The 17,748-nt window shown below is 30.1% G+C and carries 20 protein-coding genes; 7 read left to right on the forward strand and 13 right to left on the reverse strand.

Annotated features, from left to right (window positions below; translation table 11 throughout):
* Positions 1-54 precede the first annotated feature (54 nt).
* The 4 genes from KAR67_RS01660 to pheS are packed head-to-tail and all read right to left on the reverse strand — an operon-like array spanning position 55 to position 5,462.
* A complete protein-coding gene (locus KAR67_RS01660) occupies positions 55-885 on the reverse strand; it encodes a 4-hydroxy-3-methylbut-2-enyl diphosphate reductase (protein WP_002781744.1) in 831 nt (276 codons plus the stop codon).
* Positions 875-2,155, reverse strand: a complete 1,281-nt coding sequence (aroA, locus tag KAR67_RS01665; RefSeq protein ID WP_002776983.1) for a 3-phosphoshikimate 1-carboxyvinyltransferase — start codon at positions 2,153-2,155, stop codon at positions 875-877. The genes KAR67_RS01660 and aroA overlap by 11 nt, the downstream gene beginning before the upstream one ends.
* Complete coding sequence (gene pheT, locus KAR67_RS01670; RefSeq protein WP_170876369.1) at positions 2,152-4,473, reverse strand: phenylalanine--tRNA ligase subunit beta; 2,322 nt, start codon at positions 4,471-4,473, stop codon at positions 2,152-2,154. Before pheT ends, aroA begins: the two co-directional genes overlap by 4 nt.
* Positions 4,470-5,462, reverse strand: coding sequence for a phenylalanine--tRNA ligase subunit alpha (gene pheS / locus KAR67_RS01675; RefSeq protein ID WP_002776986.1), 993 nt, complete (start codon positions 5,460-5,462; stop codon positions 4,470-4,472). Before pheS ends, pheT begins: the two co-directional genes overlap by 4 nt.
* A 120-nt stretch (positions 5,463-5,582) precedes the next feature.
* On the opposite strand from pheS, the gene KAR67_RS01680 reads away from it, so the two are divergent.
* Entirely contained in the window at positions 5,583-5,948 is a 366-nt protein-coding gene (locus tag KAR67_RS01680) for a histidine triad nucleotide-binding protein (RefSeq protein ID WP_002776987.1), read from the forward strand.
* Positions 5,949-5,986: 38 nt separating this feature from the next.
* On the opposite strand, the gene KAR67_RS01685 is transcribed toward KAR67_RS01680, so the two are convergent.
* Together KAR67_RS01685 and KAR67_RS01690 are read right to left on the reverse strand one after the other, a co-directional pair.
* Positions 5,987-6,556 carry a DJ-1 family glyoxalase III gene (locus KAR67_RS01685; RefSeq protein ID WP_002776988.1) on the reverse strand — a complete coding sequence of 190 codons (570 nt, stop codon included), beginning with the start codon at positions 6,554-6,556 and terminating at the stop codon, positions 5,987-5,989.
* On the reverse strand, positions 6,553-6,690 hold the full coding sequence (locus tag KAR67_RS01690; RefSeq protein WP_002776989.1) for a hypothetical protein: 138 nt from the start codon (positions 6,688-6,690) through the stop codon (positions 6,553-6,555). The genes KAR67_RS01685 and KAR67_RS01690 overlap by 4 nt, the downstream gene beginning before the upstream one ends.
* Positions 6,691-6,800: 110 nt before the next feature.
* Between KAR67_RS01690 and KAR67_RS01695 the strand changes: the two genes are divergently transcribed.
* Positions 6,801-7,544, forward strand: a complete 744-nt coding sequence (locus KAR67_RS01695; protein WP_002784340.1) for an amino acid ABC transporter permease — start codon at positions 6,801-6,803, stop codon at positions 7,542-7,544.
* Entirely contained in the window at positions 7,537-8,265 is a 729-nt protein-coding gene (locus tag KAR67_RS01700; RefSeq protein ID WP_002822815.1) for an amino acid ABC transporter ATP-binding protein, read from the forward strand. The genes KAR67_RS01695 and KAR67_RS01700 overlap by 8 nt, the downstream gene beginning before the upstream one ends.
* 26 nt (positions 8,266-8,291) lie before the next feature.
* On the opposite strand, the gene KAR67_RS01705 is transcribed toward KAR67_RS01700, so the two are convergent.
* From KAR67_RS01705 to KAR67_RS01720, 4 genes are all read right to left on the reverse strand, one after another.
* On the reverse strand, positions 8,292-9,680 hold the full coding sequence (locus KAR67_RS01705) for a sodium:alanine symporter family protein (RefSeq protein WP_225893308.1): 1,389 nt from the start codon (positions 9,678-9,680) through the stop codon (positions 8,292-8,294).
* 201 nt (positions 9,681-9,881) lie between these two features.
* Entirely contained in the window at positions 9,882-10,349 is a 468-nt protein-coding gene (locus tag KAR67_RS01710) for a tRNA (cytidine(34)-2'-O)-methyltransferase (RefSeq protein ID WP_002786427.1), read from the reverse strand.
* Between the two features lie 2 nt (positions 10,350-10,351).
* Positions 10,352-11,341 carry an alanine racemase gene (locus KAR67_RS01715; RefSeq protein WP_002786429.1) on the reverse strand — a complete coding sequence of 330 codons (990 nt, stop codon included), beginning with the start codon at positions 11,339-11,341 and terminating at the stop codon, positions 10,352-10,354.
* Positions 11,341-12,318: a murein L,D-transpeptidase family protein gene (locus tag KAR67_RS01720; protein WP_002779591.1), complete on the reverse strand. Its 978-nt coding sequence runs from the start codon at positions 12,316-12,318 to the stop codon at positions 11,341-11,343. The genes KAR67_RS01715 and KAR67_RS01720 overlap by 1 nt, the downstream gene beginning before the upstream one ends.
* Positions 12,319-12,638: 320 nt before the next feature.
* Between KAR67_RS01720 and KAR67_RS01725 the strand changes: the two genes are divergently transcribed.
* From KAR67_RS01725 to KAR67_RS01740, 4 genes are all read left to right on the forward strand, one after another.
* On the forward strand, positions 12,639-12,944 hold the full coding sequence (locus KAR67_RS01725) for a hypothetical protein (protein WP_002779592.1): 306 nt from the start codon (positions 12,639-12,641) through the stop codon (positions 12,942-12,944).
* Between the two features lie 100 nt (positions 12,945-13,044).
* The gene (locus KAR67_RS01730; protein WP_002779593.1) at positions 13,045-13,461 is read left to right on the forward strand and encodes a copper chaperone PCu(A)C; all 417 of its coding nucleotides are present in this window, start codon (positions 13,045-13,047) and stop codon (positions 13,459-13,461) included.
* A 3-nt stretch (positions 13,462-13,464) separates the two neighbouring features.
* Positions 13,465-13,917 (forward strand): hypothetical protein, encoded by a 453-nt coding sequence (locus KAR67_RS01735; RefSeq protein ID WP_002779594.1) that lies wholly within the window; start codon positions 13,465-13,467, stop codon positions 13,915-13,917.
* Entirely contained in the window at positions 13,914-14,468 is a 555-nt protein-coding gene (locus KAR67_RS01740; RefSeq protein ID WP_002779595.1) for an SCO family protein, read from the forward strand. Before KAR67_RS01735 ends, KAR67_RS01740 begins: the two co-directional genes overlap by 4 nt.
* Positions 14,469-14,473: 5 nt before the next feature.
* On the opposite strand, the gene cysK is transcribed toward KAR67_RS01740, so the two are convergent.
* The 3 genes from cysK to ciaB form a co-directional block, all read right to left on the reverse strand.
* Positions 14,474-15,373, reverse strand: coding sequence for a cysteine synthase A (cysK, locus tag KAR67_RS01745; RefSeq protein WP_072240294.1), 900 nt, complete (start codon positions 15,371-15,373; stop codon positions 14,474-14,476).
* Positions 15,374-15,500: 127 nt separating this feature from the next.
* Positions 15,501-15,791: an HU family DNA-binding protein gene (locus KAR67_RS01750; RefSeq protein WP_002779597.1), complete on the reverse strand. Its 291-nt coding sequence runs from the start codon at positions 15,789-15,791 to the stop codon at positions 15,501-15,503.
* Positions 15,792-15,867: 76 nt separating this feature from the next.
* A complete protein-coding gene (gene ciaB / locus KAR67_RS01755; protein WP_002787848.1) occupies positions 15,868-17,709 on the reverse strand; it encodes an invasion protein CiaB in 1,842 nt (613 codons plus the stop codon).
* Positions 17,710-17,748: the final 39 nt, after the last annotated feature.

Consider the following 17,748-nt stretch of genomic DNA (forward strand, 5'->3'; position numbering starts at 1 on the left):
TTTTTTTTAAATTGTAGTTTTATTTACTTTTTGAAAAAATAAAATATCACAATTTTAGCACTTAAACGATTCTATTTTGGCTATAACTTTTTTAATAATCCAATCAGGCGTACTAGCTCCAGCGCTAATTCCGCAATGTGTTTTATTTAAAAACCATTCTTTTTGCAATTCTTCTTCGGTTTCGATCAAATAGCTATCTTCGCAGTTTGCCTTAGCTATTAAAAAAAGTTGTTTGGTATTGGCTGAATTTTTACCTCCGACAACTACCATCACATCACTTTTGACAGAAAGTTCTTTAATAGCATCTTGATTTTTAAAAGTTGCGTCACAAATTGTATTAAAAACTCTTACTTCTTTAACCCTAAGAATTAAAAAATTAACTATTTCCATAAAATGTTCAGGTTTTTTAGTCGTTTGACTTACAACTGCTATTTTATTAGGTAATTTAATATTTTCAAGATCTTTTTTATCTAAAACTACATAAGCTTTTGTGGCTACATAGCTTCTTACACCCTTAACTTCAGGATGATTTTCATCGCCAAAAATTACCACATCGTAGCCTTCTGCACTCATTTGTTCACAAATTTGCTGTGGTTTGGTTACAAAAGGACAAGTTGCATCAAAAATTTCAATATCTTTCTTTTTAAGCTCTTCTAAATCTTGCTTAGTAATTCCATGTGTTCTTATAATGGCTTTTTTTTCATCACTTAAAGCTCTTATGTTCTCTAAGGTTTTAACATTGAAATTCTTTTGCAAGCGAGCAATTTCTTCATTATTATGGATAAGCGGCCCTATGGTTGCCGCATCTTTAATTTGTTCAGCTTTTTTAATTGCTCTTTTTACACCAAAACAAAAGCCATAATTTTTAGCTAATTCAATAATCAATCCTAGCTCCTATTTTTGTAAGAATATCCATAAAGTTAGGAAAAGAAGTTTTAATACACTCACTTTCATCAATCTCCATTCCGCAAAGTAAGCCTAAAATCGCAAAACTCATGGCAATACGGTGATCCCCATAGCTTTTTATTTTAGCTTTTTTGATTTGAGAGCCTTCGATTTCAAAACCATCTTCAAGTTCTTTAGCATTTACTCCACAAAGTTTTAAATTTTCAACCGTAGCAGCAATTCTATCGCTTTCTTTTACCCGAAGTTCTTTGGCATTGATGAGTTTAGATTTACCCTTTGCTAAAGCAAATGCTATAGCTAAAGCGGGTGCTTCATCTATAAGCCAAGCTATATTTTCTTTAACTTCTACTGCTTTTAACTCGCTTGAGCTTGCATGAATTTCGCCTATGGTTTCAAAATCATTTTGTGTAATTTTTATTTCAAGTTTTGCACCCATTTTTTGCAAAATTTTGTAAGCCTCAATACGTGTAGGATTGAGTAAAATATTTTTTAAAACTACTTTAGAATTAGGTAAAATAATCGCAGCTAAAGCAAAATAAAAAGCCGAAGAAGGATCGTTAGGTATAAGAATATCTTGAGCTTTTAAAGCTTGATTTAAAGGAGAAATTTCAAGGCTTAAATAATCATCACTGATTTTTAAAGGTGCATTCATAGCTTTTAGCATGTTTTCACTATGATTTCTACTTAAAGATATCTCGCTAAATTTGGAAGTTTTATCCGCTCTAAAAGCAGATAAAATCATAGCTGTTTTAACTTGAGCTGAAGAAATTTCACTTTTATAATCAAAAGCTTTTAGTTTTTGTCCTTCTATACAAAGTGGAGCTAAATTTGCTTGTTCTCTGCCGTAAATTTTTGCACCAATTTCACTTAAAGGTTTACAAATTCTTTTCATGGGGCGATTGTTAAGATATTTATCGCCACTTAAAACAAAAAAGCCTGAAACACCCGCTAAAAATCCTATCATCAAGCGCATTGCAGTGCCTGAATTTCCGCATTCTAAAACACAATTAGGAGAAAGTATCTCACTAGGCGGCATAATACTTACACTAGAACCTTCTCGCTTTACTTTAGCTCCTAAATTTTCTATTATTTTCAGAGTATTTAAAGTATCTTCAGCTAAAAGATAATTTTTAGCCCTATTTTCACTTTGGGTTAAAAGTGAAAAAATAGCAAAACGATGAGATATGCTTTTATCTGCTGCTATATCAGAAATTTCAGTATTAAAAGATTCTAAGGCATTTATTTTCATCTTAATTCAAGCCCCATTTCTTTAAAGCTTTGTAAAATTTTATCCATATGTTCTGCAACTTGAGCCTCTTCTAAGGTTTTATTCATATCTCTAAAAACAAATTTAAGAGTTAAACTATAAGAATTTTCAAGGCTTGCGTCGCTATACAAATCAACCAAGCGGAAATTTTCTAAATTTTCTAAATCTAATTCTTCTATGCAATTTTTAATTTTTTCATATTCAAAACCCTTAGGTATAAGTATGCTAAGATCTCTGCTAATGCTTGGGAATTTAGAATAAGGTTTAGCCAATTTAAAATGATGTTTAATCAAATTTAAATCAAGTTCGCAAATATATGTTTTTAGCAAATCTCTTTCGTTTTCTATTTTTAAATGCAAGCGACCTGCAAAACCTATTTTTAAATCTTTTAAGTAAATATCAGCTTGCTCGTAAGGACTTAAAATATCATGCTTTGAAGCTTTTAATTTAAAATCTCCTATGATATTTTTAAGATCTAAAAGAAAATCATAAAAATTTACCAATTCAGGCTTTGCTTTATTCGAAATTTTAGGCTCTTCCTGATAGCCTGAATGTACAAAAGCTATATGATTGAGTTCTTCATTATTAGTTCCAAAAACTACTCCAAGTTCAAAAAGCTTAATAATCTTTTTAGAATTTTTCGCATTTAAACTTGCTGCGTTTAAAAGATGGTTTAAAAGCGTTGTTCTTAGAGTGTTTAACTCTGCAGTAATTGGATTGATAAGTTTTAATTTTATAGGATTAAAACCAAGAGATTTTAGCTCCTCTTCATTATCTAAAACATAATGCAAACTTTCAAAATATCCGTTAGCTACCGCTTTTTTTCTAAGTTCTACTAGCTCTTTATAATTTTTATAAGTGGAATTTAAACGATTTTTTTCTGCAAATTCCAAACCTTTTGAAGCGATATTATCAATACCTATAATACGCACTACTTCTTCACAAATATCAGCTAGATTTTTTATATCAGGGCGATGCATAGGGGCTTTAACATTAACAAGTCCATCAGCGGAAATTATAAGTTCAAAACCTAGTTTTTTAAGAATTTTTAAAACTTCATCCTTATCGATTTCTTGACCTATAGTCTTATTAATGCTTTCAATACTGATTGCTATGTTAGACAATTCCTTATTTGTTATAATTTGTTGTGAGGAGCTATAAATAATCAAATTTGGATTTTGTTCTAAAACGCTCAATAAAAAATCCATACCTAAATTCAATTTAGGCTCACTTCCTCTAAAACTTCTATAAATAGTTTGCTCATCTTGCTTTTTATAAGCCATTTTTGCATCTGCAATAATCATTGGATCAGTATAATTTGCCTCGATGATGATTATCTTAGAATCTTCTTTGCATTTAAATTTTTCTTCTTGGTAAATTCCGCTTACACTAAGAAGTTCATCTTGGTAAGAAATTTTAGTCTCACCCCGTGTTTCTTTGACTAAGCTAAAAGTAAATTCTTCATTTTCCTTATAAAAAGAATTGAGATCATAAGCATTAAAGAGTACACCTGTAGAGTGTGTTGCGTAATTTAATAAATTTTCTATAGGGTTTTTTCCAAAATTTTCTATTTGTGCCAATCTTAAACTAATGAGTAGATTGGTTTGAATTTTTTCTTTTAATTCTATAGCTCTGTAATTATAAAGACTGTTTAATTCTTTTTCAGCACTCAAGCGTAAAATACGACCTATGCCTAAAACATTTTCCCCTTCTTTAAAAGGTGGTTTTTCTTTTAAGTTTAAATTCAAAGCCACTGCTAAATCGCGTGCTATACCATAAATACTAAGACAATCTCCCCTATTTGGAGTTAATTCAACTTCGATCAAACCATCATTAAAAATTTCATAAGAATTTAAAGCTTTTCCAAGCTCTAATTTGCCTATACTATCGTCTAAAAGCATAATGCCATCATTGATTTTTTCAAAGCCTAATTCTGTGCTAGAACAAAGCATACCGCAAGAATCTACTCCTCGTAATTTAGCCTCTTTGATCTCCATACCATTTGGCATTAAAGCACCTTTTAAGGCCACTGCGACAAATTGCCCTTGTACGACATTTTGGGCTCCGCAAACTATTTGCAAGATTTCATTTCCAACATCAACTTGACAAATGCTTAATTTGTCAGAATTTTCATGCTTTACTTTTTCTTTGACAAAACCCACTACGATTTTATCCGGCACTTTTAAGGTGCAAATTTTATCTACTTCTATACCTATAGAATTTAATGTATGCGCTATATCATCTAAACTTTTATCTTCAAAATCTAACCAATCACTTAACCAACTTTTAGTAATTATCATCTAAATTGCTCCAATAGTCTTAAATCACCTTCAAATAAAGATCTTAGATCAGGAATTTGATGTAAAAGCATTGCAAAGCGTTCTACACCAAGACCAAAAGCATAGCCACTTACATCTTTATAACCTACAAAATTAAATACATTAGGATCTACAACCCCGCATCCTAAAACCTCAAGCCAACCCGTTTGCTTACAAACCCTACATCCACAACCCTTGCAAAATACACACGAAATATCAACTTCTGCTGATGGTTCTGTAAATGGGAAAAAACTAGGACGAAAACGCACTTTTACATCTCCAAACATATAACGCAAAAAGTCCTCTAAAATACTTTTTAAATTTGCAAAACTTACTCTTTGCCCTTCTTCTACTACAAGCCCTTCTACTTGATGAAACATAGGAGTATGGGTGATATCAAAATCTCTTCTAAAAACTGCTCCTGGAGCTATCATTCTAATGGGTGGTTTTTGTGCAAGCATGGTTCGAATCTGCACAGGAGAAGTTTGAGTTCTTAAAAGTCTTTTATCGTCAAAATAAAAAGTATCTTGCATATCTCTTGCCGGATGAGATTTTGGTAAATTTAAAGCTTCAAAATTATGAAAATCATCTTCTATTAAAGGGCCTTTTTCTATGCTAAAATTTAAATTTACAAAATACTCTATAATTCTATCCATAGTACTCATAACAGGATGTAAAGCACCATTTGTAGGACTTTCATCAAAATAGTTAAAATCAAGAGCATCTTGCTTCATTTTTTCTTCTAAAGCAAGATTTTCCAAAATTTTAAATTTTGATAAATAAGCCTCATTAAAAGCATCTTTTTGAGAATTTAATTTAGCTGCAAATTCTTTCTTTTCTTCGCCCGCTAAATCTTTTAGTTTTGCAAAACTCTCTGTTAAGATACCTTTTTTTCCAAGGACAGCAACTCGAAGAGCCTCTAAGTCATTTAAATTTTTACATTCTTGAATTTGTTCGATAAAATTTTGCAATTTTCTACCTTAATAAGTTATTTTTAGTTTTAATTTTATTAAAAACTATTTTAAATTCAGCATAAAAACTAAAGTTTAAAGATATAATTGTATAAAATTAACACTAAAGAAGGATAAATAATGAAAGAAAAAACTGTTTTTGAACTCATTGTTGAAGGAAAAATTCCTTGCAATAAAGTACTTGAAAATAATGATTTTTTAGCTTTTCATGATATAGCTCCTAAGGCGCCCATTCATATACTTATTATCCCGAAAAAACATTTTAAAGATTTTCAAGAATTTGATCCTAAGCTTATGGAAAAAATGACAAGTTTTATACAAGAATTGGCTGTACTTTTAGGAGTGGATAAAAGTGGATATCGCTTGGTAACAAATTGTGGCAAAAACAGCGGTCAAGAAGTTTTTCATCTACATTTTCATATGTTGGGTGGCTTTAGACTTCCTAAAGAAAAAGATGAGAATGAAAATCCTCAAGCTTTATTTTAATTTATGATAGTGTTTTTTACACTATCATAACAAAATGCTTATTTTGTTAAAGGAATAAGCAAACCTTCATATAATGAATTATAAATTTCATCACCGCATAGTTGCTTTGCAAGCTCTAATCCAAATAAAATAGCCGTTGCAGGACCTGCACTTGTAATAACATTTTTATTTACAACTACAGCTTTATTCACTCTATTTCCTTGAAGACCTGTTTCGCAACTTGGATAGCAAGTAAATTCACCCTCTAAAACTCCAGCAGCATTTAATACTATAGGAGAAGCACAAATTGCAGAAACAATCTTGCCTTCACTGTGTAGTTTTTTAATAATACTTAAAATTTCATTTGAATTTTTAAGATTATTCATACCATCAAAACCACCCGCCAAGGCTATTGCATCGAGATTTTTAGTGTCTACAGCTTCTAAAGAACAATCCGCTTTTATGCTGATCCCATTTGCACCTTTTACCAAAAGTTCATTATCCAAAGAAGCGATAATAACTTCCAAATTCCCACTTAATTCCGCAGCTCTTTTTAATACATCTGCTATACCTATAAACTCAGCTTCTTCAAATCCTTGAGCCAAAGGAATCAATACTTTTTTACTCATTTTTTTCTCTCCTTATTTTTAAATTTTTCTTCCCGAATTTTAGCTTTTTCATTCATTTGATAGTTAAATCCCACTATCAAAAATATCATAAAAAGCACAAAAGCTACGATTAAAATAAAATCTAAAACTATCATATCGCAAAACCTTTTTTAAAATTCTATCATATTATTACAAATCTTTAAAGAAAAATCAAACGATAATTTTATAGAATTTAAGTTAAAAATTTTTGAATAAAGGTTAAGATTTGAATCAAAAAAATATAAGAATATTTGTATTTTTCGCCATCATTCTTTTTTGGGGATATTTTTCTTTTCCTATTGAAATTTTACAAATTAAAGAAGCGGATGGGGCTATAAATTACGGATACACTCCAAATGCGCAAGCTTACATAAAAAGTTATTTTATCACTCTTTTACTTACTGCTTGCTCGGCAATTATTGGTGTAGTTGTTGGTTTTAGTCTTGCCATTTTACACTTTTCAAAGATAAAAGTTTTAAATTTTATCATAGATGAATATATTGATATTATAAGAGGAACCCCTGTAATATTACAACTTATGATTTTTGCTTTTGTAATTTTTACTTTTATTGATAATCTTTATGCAGCAATATTTGCCCTAGGGCTTAATAGCTCTGCTTATATAGCAGAAATCGTAAGAAGCGGGATTAATAGTGTCGATAAAGGACAAATGGAAGCAGCGCGTGCTATGGGGCTTGATTATAAAACTTCAATGAAAGAAATTATATTACCACAAGCGACCAAAAACATTTTACCCGCTTTGGCTAATGAATTTATTTCTTTGTTTAAAGAAACTTCCGTGGTTGGATTTATAAGCGTTATTGATATTACTATGCAAAGCCAAAGCCTTCAAGCGGTATTATACAATCCAAAACCTCTTATTTTTACAGGACTTGTGTATTATGTAAGTGTAAAAATTTTTAGTTATTTTGCTAAAAAACTTGAGTTAAGGATGAGCAAAAATGATTGAGATTAAAAATTTAAATAAAAAATATGGAAATTTAGAAGTTATTAAAAATATCAGCACCAAAATTTCCAAAGGCGATATTATATCCATCATAGGTCCAAGTGGGGGTGGAAAAAGTACTTTTTTGCGTTGTATTAACCGCTTGGAACTTGCAGACAGTGGAGAAATTCTTATCAAAGGACGCAATATCTTAGATGAACAAACTGATATTAATAAAATTCGTCAAAAAGTCAGTATGGTATTTCAACATTTTAATCTTTTTGCCAATAAAAATGTATTGCAAAACTTATGCTTAGCCCCAGTAAAAACAGGAATCTTAAGCGAAGATGAAGCTATAAATAAAGCTGAAATTTTACTTAAAAAAGTAGGATTATCCGATAAAAAAGAGGTAATGCCGCACAAACTTTCAGGCGGACAAAAGCAACGCATTGCCATAGCAAGAAGTTTGATGATGAATCCTGATGTAATTTTATTTGATGAGCCTACTTCAGCACTTGATCCTGAAATGATAGGAGAAGTTTTAAGTATCATGAAGGATTTGGCCGCTGAAGGGCTTACTATGATAGTAGTTACTCATGAAATGGGTTTTGCCAGAAATGTCGCTAATCGCATTTTTTTCATGGATAAAGGAGAACTTGCAGTGGATGCAAGCTCTAAAGAAGTATTTGAAAATCCAAAAAATGAAAGATTGAAAGAATTTTTAAATAAGGTTTTAAATCACTAAAAAGCCTTAAAATTAAGGCTTTTTAATCAGTCCCAGCATTCAGCATTTTTAATACCTAGTTTTAAAGCGCTGAATTTTGGATTTATTTTAGAGTCTTGTTGGGTGTTGAAATCTTTCAATACTTTATTGACTATACCCCCTAAAAGAAGTAAAGAAACAATATTTGTAACTGCCATAAACGCCATAGTTAAATCCGCTAAACTCCAAGCAAGTTTTAAATTCATTTGAGAACCTATAAAAATCATTGCTACAGCAGTAATTCTAAACAAATTCATGACTAATTTGGAATTTGTAAGATATTTTACATTAGCTTGGGCATAATAGTAATTCCCTATCAAAGAAGTGATAGCAAATAAAACAATAGCTATAGTAATAAAATGGACTCCAAAACCGCCATAATATTCACGCATTGCTTCTTGTACTAAAGGCATTGCGGTTAAAAGAGGTTTTCCATCGGCTCCAACATTAAAATATGCCATAGAAAAAAGAACCAAAAATCCTGAACTTGTGCAAACAATAACATCAATCAAAACCGAAAACGCTTGTATAATACCTTGTTTTGCAGGGTGACTTGTAAGAGCAGCAGCGGCAGCATTTGGAGCAGAACCCATGCCCGCCTCATTTGAAAAGAGTCCTCTTTTAATTCCTATAACCAAAGCAGAACCAGCAAATCCACCCAAAATCGCTTTAAAATCAAAAGCACTTTCAAATATAAGCACTATTACAGAAGGAATTTTTTCAAAATTAATCAAAACAGCTATAAAGGCAAGTAAGATATAAGCTAATGCCATAAAAGGGACGATTAAAGAGCTTACTTTACCTATTTTTGTATGATGTGAAAAAAACATCCAAATTCCAAAAAGGGTTAAAATAATACCAATAATCATAGGCCAAGAACTTGAAGCAAAATCTGTTGTAGCATTAGGATTAAACATATCATAATAAACTTTAAAAGCCGAAGTCATAGTTTGACTTTGAAGTCCGTTAAATCCATAAGCATAAGTAATAATAAGAATAAAAGCAAAAAAAGCTCCAAAAAAATGAGAACCTAAAGCTTTTTTTATATAATAAGCAGGACCACCTTTAAATCCTCCTGTATTATCTTTAGACTTGTAAATTTGTGCTAAAGTGCTTTCTGCAAAAGCTGAAGCACCACCAAAAAACGCCATAAACCACATCCAAAATAAAGCACCCGCTCCTCCTGCAGCGATCGCGATAGAGATGCCTGCAATATTTCCTATACCTACCCTAGAAGCTGTTGATATCATCAAAGCTTGAAAAGGAGATATGTGCTCTTTGGTATGGTTTTCATTTCTTTCAGTTAGAATTTTAAAAACGGATTTTAACATGCGAAATTGTACAAATCTAGTTAAGAAACTATAGTAAATTCCGCAGATTATAAGTAAAACTACCATTATAGTATCAGTATATGGCAGAACATATTCGAGAATTTTTAATATCTTTTCATCGAATGGAACTGAGGGGTTTAAAGTTAAATTTTGCTCACCCATATTTCTCCTTTAAAAAAGTAAAATTCGCTACAACTTTAGCATATTTTTTATGAAAAAATATTGATAATTTACAAAATATTTAAAAAAATATAAAGTTAAGTAAGATTATAAACTAAAACGATCAAAATTTTGACGCAAGGCTTCATAAGAAACAATGCCGACACTTGTGGCCAAATTTAAACTTCTACCACAAGCTTTCATAGGGATTGTAATGGCATTATCCCAGTTAAGCTGCATTAATTCCATCGGTAAACCATAGCTCTCGCTACCAAAAAATAAAAAATCATTTTCTTGAAATTTGGCTTGAAAATAAAATTTATTACTTTTTGTTGTCGCAAAGAAAAAACGATCTTTGTAAATGAGATTGTGTTCAAGAAAGATATCTAAACTTTCCCAAATTACAGGCTCAAGCTTTTCCCAATAATCAAGCCCTGCTCTACGCACTGCTTTTTGAGAAATATCAAAAACTATGGGTTTGACAATATGCAATTTAAAACCCGCATTAAAACACATTCTACCTATACTGCCAGTATTTTGAGGAATTCTAGGATGAACTAAAACAATATTAAACATATTTACACCAATACTCTTGGGATATCAGGATGGAGTTTTACTAAAATTTCATAATTGATAGTATTGAAAAAATCTGCCCAAACATCTGCATTATCAAACACACATATTTCCTTTCCAAAATCTTGACAAGAAAAACTATCCATTGAAATTTTACCTAAAATTTTTTGTTTATTGGCTAGCAATAAATCTCCCTTGCCATCATAACGAAACAAACCATCTGCATAACCCAAATCATAGGTAGCTATTTTGATTTTTTCTGTCGCACTAAAAGCTCCACCATAACCTACACTTTGACCTATTTGTAATTCTCTATGACTTAATCTATGAGCATATAAACTTAAAACTTTTTTTAGACTTTCATCACCATAACCAAATTGCGCTAAGCCTGTTCTACAAAGCTCATCTTCGGGTATTTTTACAGCTCTAAATAAAGCCGGGGAATTATGCGAGTGAAATATCAAATTTTTATAAATTTGTTTAGCAATATCTTTAGCTTTAGAAAATTTTTCCCTTTGAATAAAAAAACTTGCATCCATTTCATCTGCACCTGCAAAATGTGTAAATATACCCTCTAGCTTCAATGCAGAACATTTGATTTTCAACAAAGCTTCATTTAAATCCTCAACGCAAACTCCATTGCGATGCATTCCTGTGTCTATTTTAAGATGTATTCTTGTATCGTTTTGATAAGCATTGATTTTATCTATATCATTTAGAGCATAAATAAATTTAGAATTTTCTTTGCCATGTGGATGGTGAGAAAGAATTAAAATATTATCAAAAAAATCTTCGAGCTCATAAGCTTCTTTTTCATTTTTAACTGCTATAAAATTAACGCCCAAAGTACTAGCAATCGGAGCTAAAATTTTTGCTCCATGCCCATAAGCATTATCTTTAAAAACACAAATCAATCTTGAAAAGCTACCTATTTTTTCAGCTATAATTTTTAAATTGCTTTCATAAGCTTTTTGATTGATTTTAATTAAAGACATTATTGTTCTGCTAAGATTTTCATTTTTCCCTTGCTATCAATTTTAACATATAAGATTTTATCCCCTTTAAATTGATAGTTTTTAGTATAATAATCCTCATAAAATGAAATTCTATACATAGTCTCATTTTCTACATTCGGATAAGGGCTGATATTTATATCCGAAAATTTAATCTTTTTGTCTTCTTTTCTAGAAAAAATAGACTTTTTCATAGAAGCAAATTGTTCAAATTTCATTTTATCAAAACGCTTAAATTGTTTCTCATCGTAGAAATTTAAATAAGTATTTATATCGCTATCTGTCCAAGCTAGCTTCCAAGCAAAAAGATCTGCAAGTAAAGCAGCTATATCTTCTTTTTTGGCTCTTACTTTTTCTTTTTCCTCTGTCATAGCAAATACTTTTTTATCTTGTACTACTTTTGCAAATTCTTCAAGATTTTCATTAAATAAGGCTATGCAACCACGCGTTTTAAATTCATCCAATCTTGTTCCATCTAAAGGATAGCCATGTATCCAAATCCCTCCGCCTGTTTTGCCTTGAACTTTATCAAGTAAATTAGGATAAGTTGTTGCAAACGCAAAAGGACCATAATAAGGATCCCCTGGATTAAATTTGCGTCCAAGTTCATAAAAGCCTACTGGAGTTTTTAAATCCCCCTCAACTTGTTTATCCCCCATAAGTCCTGTAATGATAGCTTTTTGTTCAAAGTCTTGTTTAATCTTCCCATCACTATAAGAATAAACACGGAGAATTTTATCTGTCTTATTTGTAAGCACAATAGCAACATCATCATCGTAATATCCTAAAGAGATATTTCTATCGCCTATTTCATCTAACCAAAAATCTTTATTTGTTAATTCTTTTTCAATTGCTACACCTACAGCATCTAAACCCTGATTTAAATAAATTTTTACCAAATCAGAAGCCCCAAGAGCTGAAATGCATATAAAGTAAAATGCTAAAATCTTTTTAAGCAATGCTTTTCCTTAAAACTGTATTTATAATATTTTTTGACAAAAATGTCTGTGATTATATTATTTTTTTTCTTAAAAAATATTAATTATATTAAATTTTTTGTAGAATATCCCAAATCACGAAAAAATCAATTTTAAAGGCATTGTTTTATTATCATGAAAAATTTTTTTATAGCAGCAATATTTCTGATTATATTTTCATTAACCTTTTATATTTTATATGATAAAAAAAGGATAATGTGTTTAAACTCAATACCTGCCTTCCATTAAAATATGATTTAAATTCTCAAGATTACACCTTTTTGTTTAAAGGAAAATAAATTTTGGTATCTGCTTATCCTAAACCTATAAAAATCTTTAAAAATACCGCCATTAAAGTAAGTAATTTTCCCTTTGATCCAAATTTAAAAATTAAAATTTATAGTTTAAACTCATATATAGGAAACATTATCCCACAATTTACAAACACAAAGGATTCAATTATTATAAATTTTACAGGAAAAAGTGTTACAGATGATTCTCGCTTTAGGGTTGAGTTTTTAAACAATGATAAACCCATAGGCTTTTTCTTTGATTTTGATGTTACTTTGCAAAAAATATACAATAGTGCAATCTTACCTCAAAATTAAATTTAATAAAAAATTTCATTTTTTAAAAAAATAATTGATTATTTTCTTTTGTTTTGATATAATTAATAATTATTTAATACTAAAATAATAAGGATAAAACATGAAAAAAATTATCACTTTAAGCGCTTTGCTTGCATTAAGTCTTTATGCTAAAGATATAGAAATCAAAGATGCATTTATTAAACAAACTCCACCTAATGCTGTTAATAGTGCTATATTTCTTACCATTGTTAACAATACCGATAAGGACATCTCTTTAATAGATGCAAAAACTGATATCAATCAAGTGAGCGAATTACACACTCATGAACATAAACATGGTATGAAAGCTATGATACAAATTCCTGAGATACCTGTTAAAGCACATTCTAGTACCGAGTTAAAACCTGGAAGTTATCATATTATGCTTTTTAAGCTTAATCAAGCTATTGATGAAAATACTAAAGCGAATTTGACTTTAACTTTTGACAATAATCAAAGTTTAGAAGTTCGTGACATAGGATCAAAAAAGTTATAGATAATGAAAAAAATATTTTTTATTTTGGCCTCAGGCCTATCTCTTTTAATTCTTTATATCATATTTGATTTTTATGTTTTAAAAGATAGAACGACTTTAAGTCAAACTGAGGTTTTATCACCTCTAAGCTGTGATTTAAATATCGAAAATTGCACTTATAGTTTTAAGGATAGAGAGGTTTTGATTTCTATGGATCCAAAACCTCTCCAATCCTTAGAAATCACCAATTTAAAAATTAAAAATTTAGGAAATTATAAAAATTTAAAAATTAAAATTTATGGCTTAAATATGTTTATGGGAGATATAATGCCTAGAGTTACTAAAATAAATGAAACAGATTATGAGTCAAGATTGGTTTTAGCTGCATGTGTTCTTGAAGTTATGCGTTTTAGAGCTGAAGTTTTTGAAGATGATAAACCTATAGGTTTTCATTTTGATTTTGATCTAAAAAGATGAAAAAGGTTTTTTTATTTGCAGTCGCCTTTGTTGCGATGGGTATACTAGCTTTTTGTTTGATAAATAAAAACCAATACGACTTTAATCTAAGATCTGCCTTTAAAGAGCAAACTACTTTAGAGGATTTTAAGGGCAAGAAACTTATAGTTTATTTTGGTTATACTTTTTGTCCTGATATTTGCCCCTCTACTCTCTCTTTAATCGGTAAAAATTTAAAAGCCCTTAAAGATCCAAAAGCTCATGTTCTTTTTATTTCTTTAGATATTTCTAGAGATGGTAATTTAACTTCAACTAACGAATGGTTAAGATATTTTTATCCCAATGCGGACGCTCTTATTGCAAAAAATGATAGCGTTTTAAAGAAAGTGGCTAAAAATTATGGAGTTCAATATCAAAAAATAGATATCAATGATTCTGTGATGAAATATTCCGTTGCGCATAGTAGCGAAATTTTTCTCATCGATGAAAACGGAAAGCTACAAAAGATCATTAGAGATTTGAATCCTGAAGAAGTTGCAAAAGAGCTTAAAAATTTTCTAAGCTCTAAATAAAATTTTTAAGCAAAAAGATCGGTTGAAAGATATCTTTCAGCTGTATCATTTAGCATAGTAAGAATTTTTTTATCTGGAAATTTTTTAGCCAAAACACTTGCTGCAAACACATTTGCACCACTTGAAATTCCTACCATAAGACCGTTTTTAGCAAGCTCTTTAGCTGTATTTATAGCATCTTCATTGCTAACTGGGATGATTTCATCTATAATATCTTTATTTAAGATAGCAGGGATAAAATTTGCACCTATACCTTGTATCTTATGACTTCCAGCTTCACCCTTACTAAGTAGCGGAGAGGCTAAAGGTTCTACAGCAACGACATGAATTTTTCCTAATTTTTCTTTTAAAATTTCACCAACTCCACTGATAGTTCCACCTGTTCCAAAACCCGCTACAAAAATATCAAGATCATTATCCAAATCTTTTAATATTTCTAAGGCAGTAGTTTTGCGGTGTGCATTTTTATTGGCCAAATTGTCAAACTGCGATGGCATAAAAGAATTTGGGGTATTTTTTAAAATTTCATTAGCTTTATCCACTGCACCTTTCATACCTAAACTTGCAGGAGTTAGTTCAAGTTGTGCTCCAAAAAGAGTTATCATTTTGCGTCTTTCTATACTCATAGATTCTGGCATAGTGGCAACAAATTGAAGTCCTAAATCTGCACAAATCATTGCTAATGCAATACCTGTATTTCCGCTTGTAGCTTCGACTATAACAGTCTTAGAATCGATTTTGCCCTCATTTAAAGCGCTTTGGATCATTGCAAAAGCTGCTCTGTCTTTAATTGAATGACTTGGATTTAAAAATTCGCATTTAGCAAAAAGATTTGCACCAAATTTCTCTAATTGTATTATAGGAGTATTGCCTATAAGTTCATTTACTTTTTTATAAACTCTCATAAAACCAACCTTTCAAAAACTTAGTTTCAAGTAAGTTTATAAAAATAAAGTAAATAAAGGATATAAATTGTCGGATTAATTTAAATTTTTTATTTAAGCAGGGCTAGAAAAATTTCTAGCCTTAATATTATTTTTTCTTTTTAGCTTTTGCAACAGCGTCTTTAAGGTTTTTACCCACTTTAAATTTAGCAACTCTTGTTGCAGGAACCTTAATGGTTTTACCAGTACTTGGCACTCTTGCTTCTCTTGCGGCTCTTTCGGCTGTTGAGAAAGTACCAAAACCTATAAAGCTAACGCTATCACCTTTAGCCAATACATCAGTGATAGTAGAAATAACTGCATCAGTAGCAGCAGTAGCATCTTTTTTTGTTAGCCCAGCAGTTTGAGCAACTTGCGAAATGAAATCTGCTTTAGTCATAAAAGCTCCTTTGTTTTATATTGAAACGCCTAATTCTAGCATATTTAGAAAACAATATCAAGTAAAAACATGTTTTTTAGGATTTTTTTTGCATTTTATAGCGCTCAAATTCCCCACTATTGTCAATTTCATTGCCTATTTTTTCATATAGATCATAGTAGAATTGAACAAATTCTTTGCATTCTGGATGAAGAGGCATAAAAATATCGTTTTTTAAAGCACAAAAACGATTTAAAAATTCTTTAGCATCAAGCTTTAAAGCATAATGTTTAGCTAAATCATGATAATTTTTTAAAGTTGCATCTTTAAAATTTTCATAATATTCCAGATTAAAATTAACATTTAATCTATTGTTTTCAAATTTCAAAACTCCACTTTGAAATAATAGTGATAAATGAATAAGTCCTTCTGTATAATAAGGCTTAACCTCTTCAACTCTTTGCCAAGCTATCAAAGATACAGCTCTTTTAATAAGTTCATGAAAAACAGGTAATTTCAAATCCTCTTGTTCATGATAAAAGAAATTAACAAGTCCGCCACTTGTTGCCTTATATTCTTCGATATTTTTAAAAAAACCACTTTGATTCATAAGTTTTTCACTGTCTTTAGCGATAAAAAATATATGACCAAATTCATGTCCTATAGTAGAAACCTCATAAACTCTTTTCCAAATTTTTTCTTTGAAAAATAAAATATCTCTTCCATAATCCAAAAAATCTTTATTAAAAATTTCACTAGCAATTCTCATAAAAGGTTTTGTTTTAGCATTTTCATAGACAAAATTTAAAAAAGCAAAGATTTTTTTGCCTGCAATAGAACTTACAAATTCATCATTAGGAACAACTTGCGCAGAAAACAAACCCTTAAGCTCAGCTCCATAATAAATCATTGGCGCACAAACATAAAGCTGTGTTTTATCAATATTATGCAAAACTTCATTTTTAAGTTGCTCATCTTGAATTCCGATATTTTCATATACGCGCATAAAGCTTTGCTTGATATCTTTTGAAAATTTCAAGGCATCAAAATCACTCTCATCTTCTATTCTTATATCCCACTCTAAAGCTACAGCATGAGTGTAATTATCTTCATAGTATTCTAAAGGATGACCTACTTGTAATGGAGATTTGACTTTCATCCATGCAAATTCAGCCTCTTGCCACGCTCCTATAACCTTTTCTTCTTCCTTTTCACAAAAAGCTAGTTTTAGCTTTTGAAAATACTCTATATAAGCTAACTCATCTTCATTTTTAGCTATTTGTTTTAATTTATCAATCATATCATCAAAAGCAAATTCAAGTTTTAAAATTTCATCTTCAAAAAATCTTGCATAAGGAACAAATTTCCACATATTTCCTATTCTTACCAAAACACCATAGCTTCTTTCGCAAATATCACCCTTTGGAGTTGTTTGATAGAGTTGATTTTTTCGTAAAAATTCCATCGCATCGTTTAAATTTGGAAATTGAGTTGCTAAAATTTTATTGTTTTTTTCTATAATCTCTTTAGTCCAAGAAACTTCAAAAGCATTGATAACTAAGCCTATATTATGCACTCCTTGGATAAGAACTTGATAAAAATCATTTACGATTTTTCTTTCTTTGATCTCATAGATTAGCTCTTGATGCTCTTTTTCATAAAATTTTCTTATCTCTTCATAGAATTTATGCTTAAGCTTGGTAATTTTTTCTTCTTTGAAATTATTTTTTTTCCACTCCTGTATCAAATTTTCCTCTTTAAGATCTACTAAGCGTCTTAATATAGCCAAAAGAGTTGTTTTATCTCTTTTCAACTCACTAAGAGTTAAAAGTCTCTCAAAATACTCGCCCCATTGCTCAGAATCTAAAAGATCATAAAAAAGATTGATATTTTCTTTACGATTTTTTACAAGTTTTGCTAATTCTTTGAAATTATTCATACTTTTATTCTCCTTTTTTAACTTTATTGAATTATAATT

The organism is Campylobacter sp. JH32 (assembly GCF_017846535.1).
Lineage (GTDB): Bacteria > Campylobacterota > Campylobacteria > Campylobacterales > Campylobacteraceae > Campylobacter_D > Campylobacter_D coli.

What these genes read in the sequence shown, in the direction of transcription:
- KAR67_RS01750 (WP_002779597.1), bottom strand. Translation starts at nt 15,791, where the DNA reads ATGACTAAAGCAGATTTCATTTCGCAAGTTGCTCAAACTGCTGGGCTA.
- KAR67_RS01685 (WP_002776988.1), bottom strand. Translation starts at nt 6,556, where the DNA reads ATGAGTAAAAAAGTATTGATTCCTTTGGCTCAAGGATTTGAAGAAGCT.
- KAR67_RS01700 (WP_002822815.1), top strand. Translation starts at nt 7,537, where the DNA reads ATGATTGAGATTAAAAATTTAAATAAAAAATATGGAAATTTAGAAGTT.
- cysK (WP_072240294.1), bottom strand. Translation starts at nt 15,373, where the DNA reads ATGAGAGTTTATAAAAAAGTAAATGAACTTATAGGCAATACTCCTATA.
- KAR67_RS01740 (WP_002779595.1), top strand. Translation starts at nt 13,914, where the DNA reads ATGAAAAAGGTTTTTTTATTTGCAGTCGCCTTTGTTGCGATGGGTATA.
- KAR67_RS01710 (WP_002786427.1), bottom strand. Translation starts at nt 10,349, where the DNA reads ATGTTTAATATTGTTTTAGTTCATCCTAGAATTCCTCAAAATACTGGC.
- ciaB (WP_002787848.1), bottom strand. Translation starts at nt 17,709, where the DNA reads ATGAATAATTTCAAAGAATTAGCAAAACTTGTAAAAAATCGTAAAGAA.
- pheT (WP_170876369.1), bottom strand. Translation starts at nt 4,473, where the DNA reads ATGATAATTACTAAAAGTTGGTTAAGTGATTGGTTAGATTTTGAAGAT.
- aroA (WP_002776983.1), bottom strand. Translation starts at nt 2,155, where the DNA reads ATGAAAATAAATGCCTTAGAATCTTTTAATACTGAAATTTCTGATATA.
- KAR67_RS01690 (WP_002776989.1), bottom strand. Translation starts at nt 6,690, where the DNA reads ATGATAGTTTTAGATTTTATTTTAATCGTAGCTTTTGTGCTTTTTATG.
- KAR67_RS01705 (WP_225893308.1), bottom strand. Translation starts at nt 9,680, where the DNA reads ATGGTAGTTTTACTTATAATCTGCGGAATTTACTATAGTTTCTTAACT.
- KAR67_RS01715 (WP_002786429.1), bottom strand. Translation starts at nt 11,341, where the DNA reads ATGTCTTTAATTAAAATCAATCAAAAAGCTTATGAAAGCAATTTAAAA.
- KAR67_RS01680 (WP_002776987.1), top strand. Translation starts at nt 5,583, where the DNA reads ATGAAAGAAAAAACTGTTTTTGAACTCATTGTTGAAGGAAAAATTCCT.
- KAR67_RS01730 (WP_002779593.1), top strand. Translation starts at nt 13,045, where the DNA reads ATGAAAAAAATTATCACTTTAAGCGCTTTGCTTGCATTAAGTCTTTAT.
- KAR67_RS01735 (WP_002779594.1), top strand. Translation starts at nt 13,465, where the DNA reads ATGAAAAAAATATTTTTTATTTTGGCCTCAGGCCTATCTCTTTTAATT.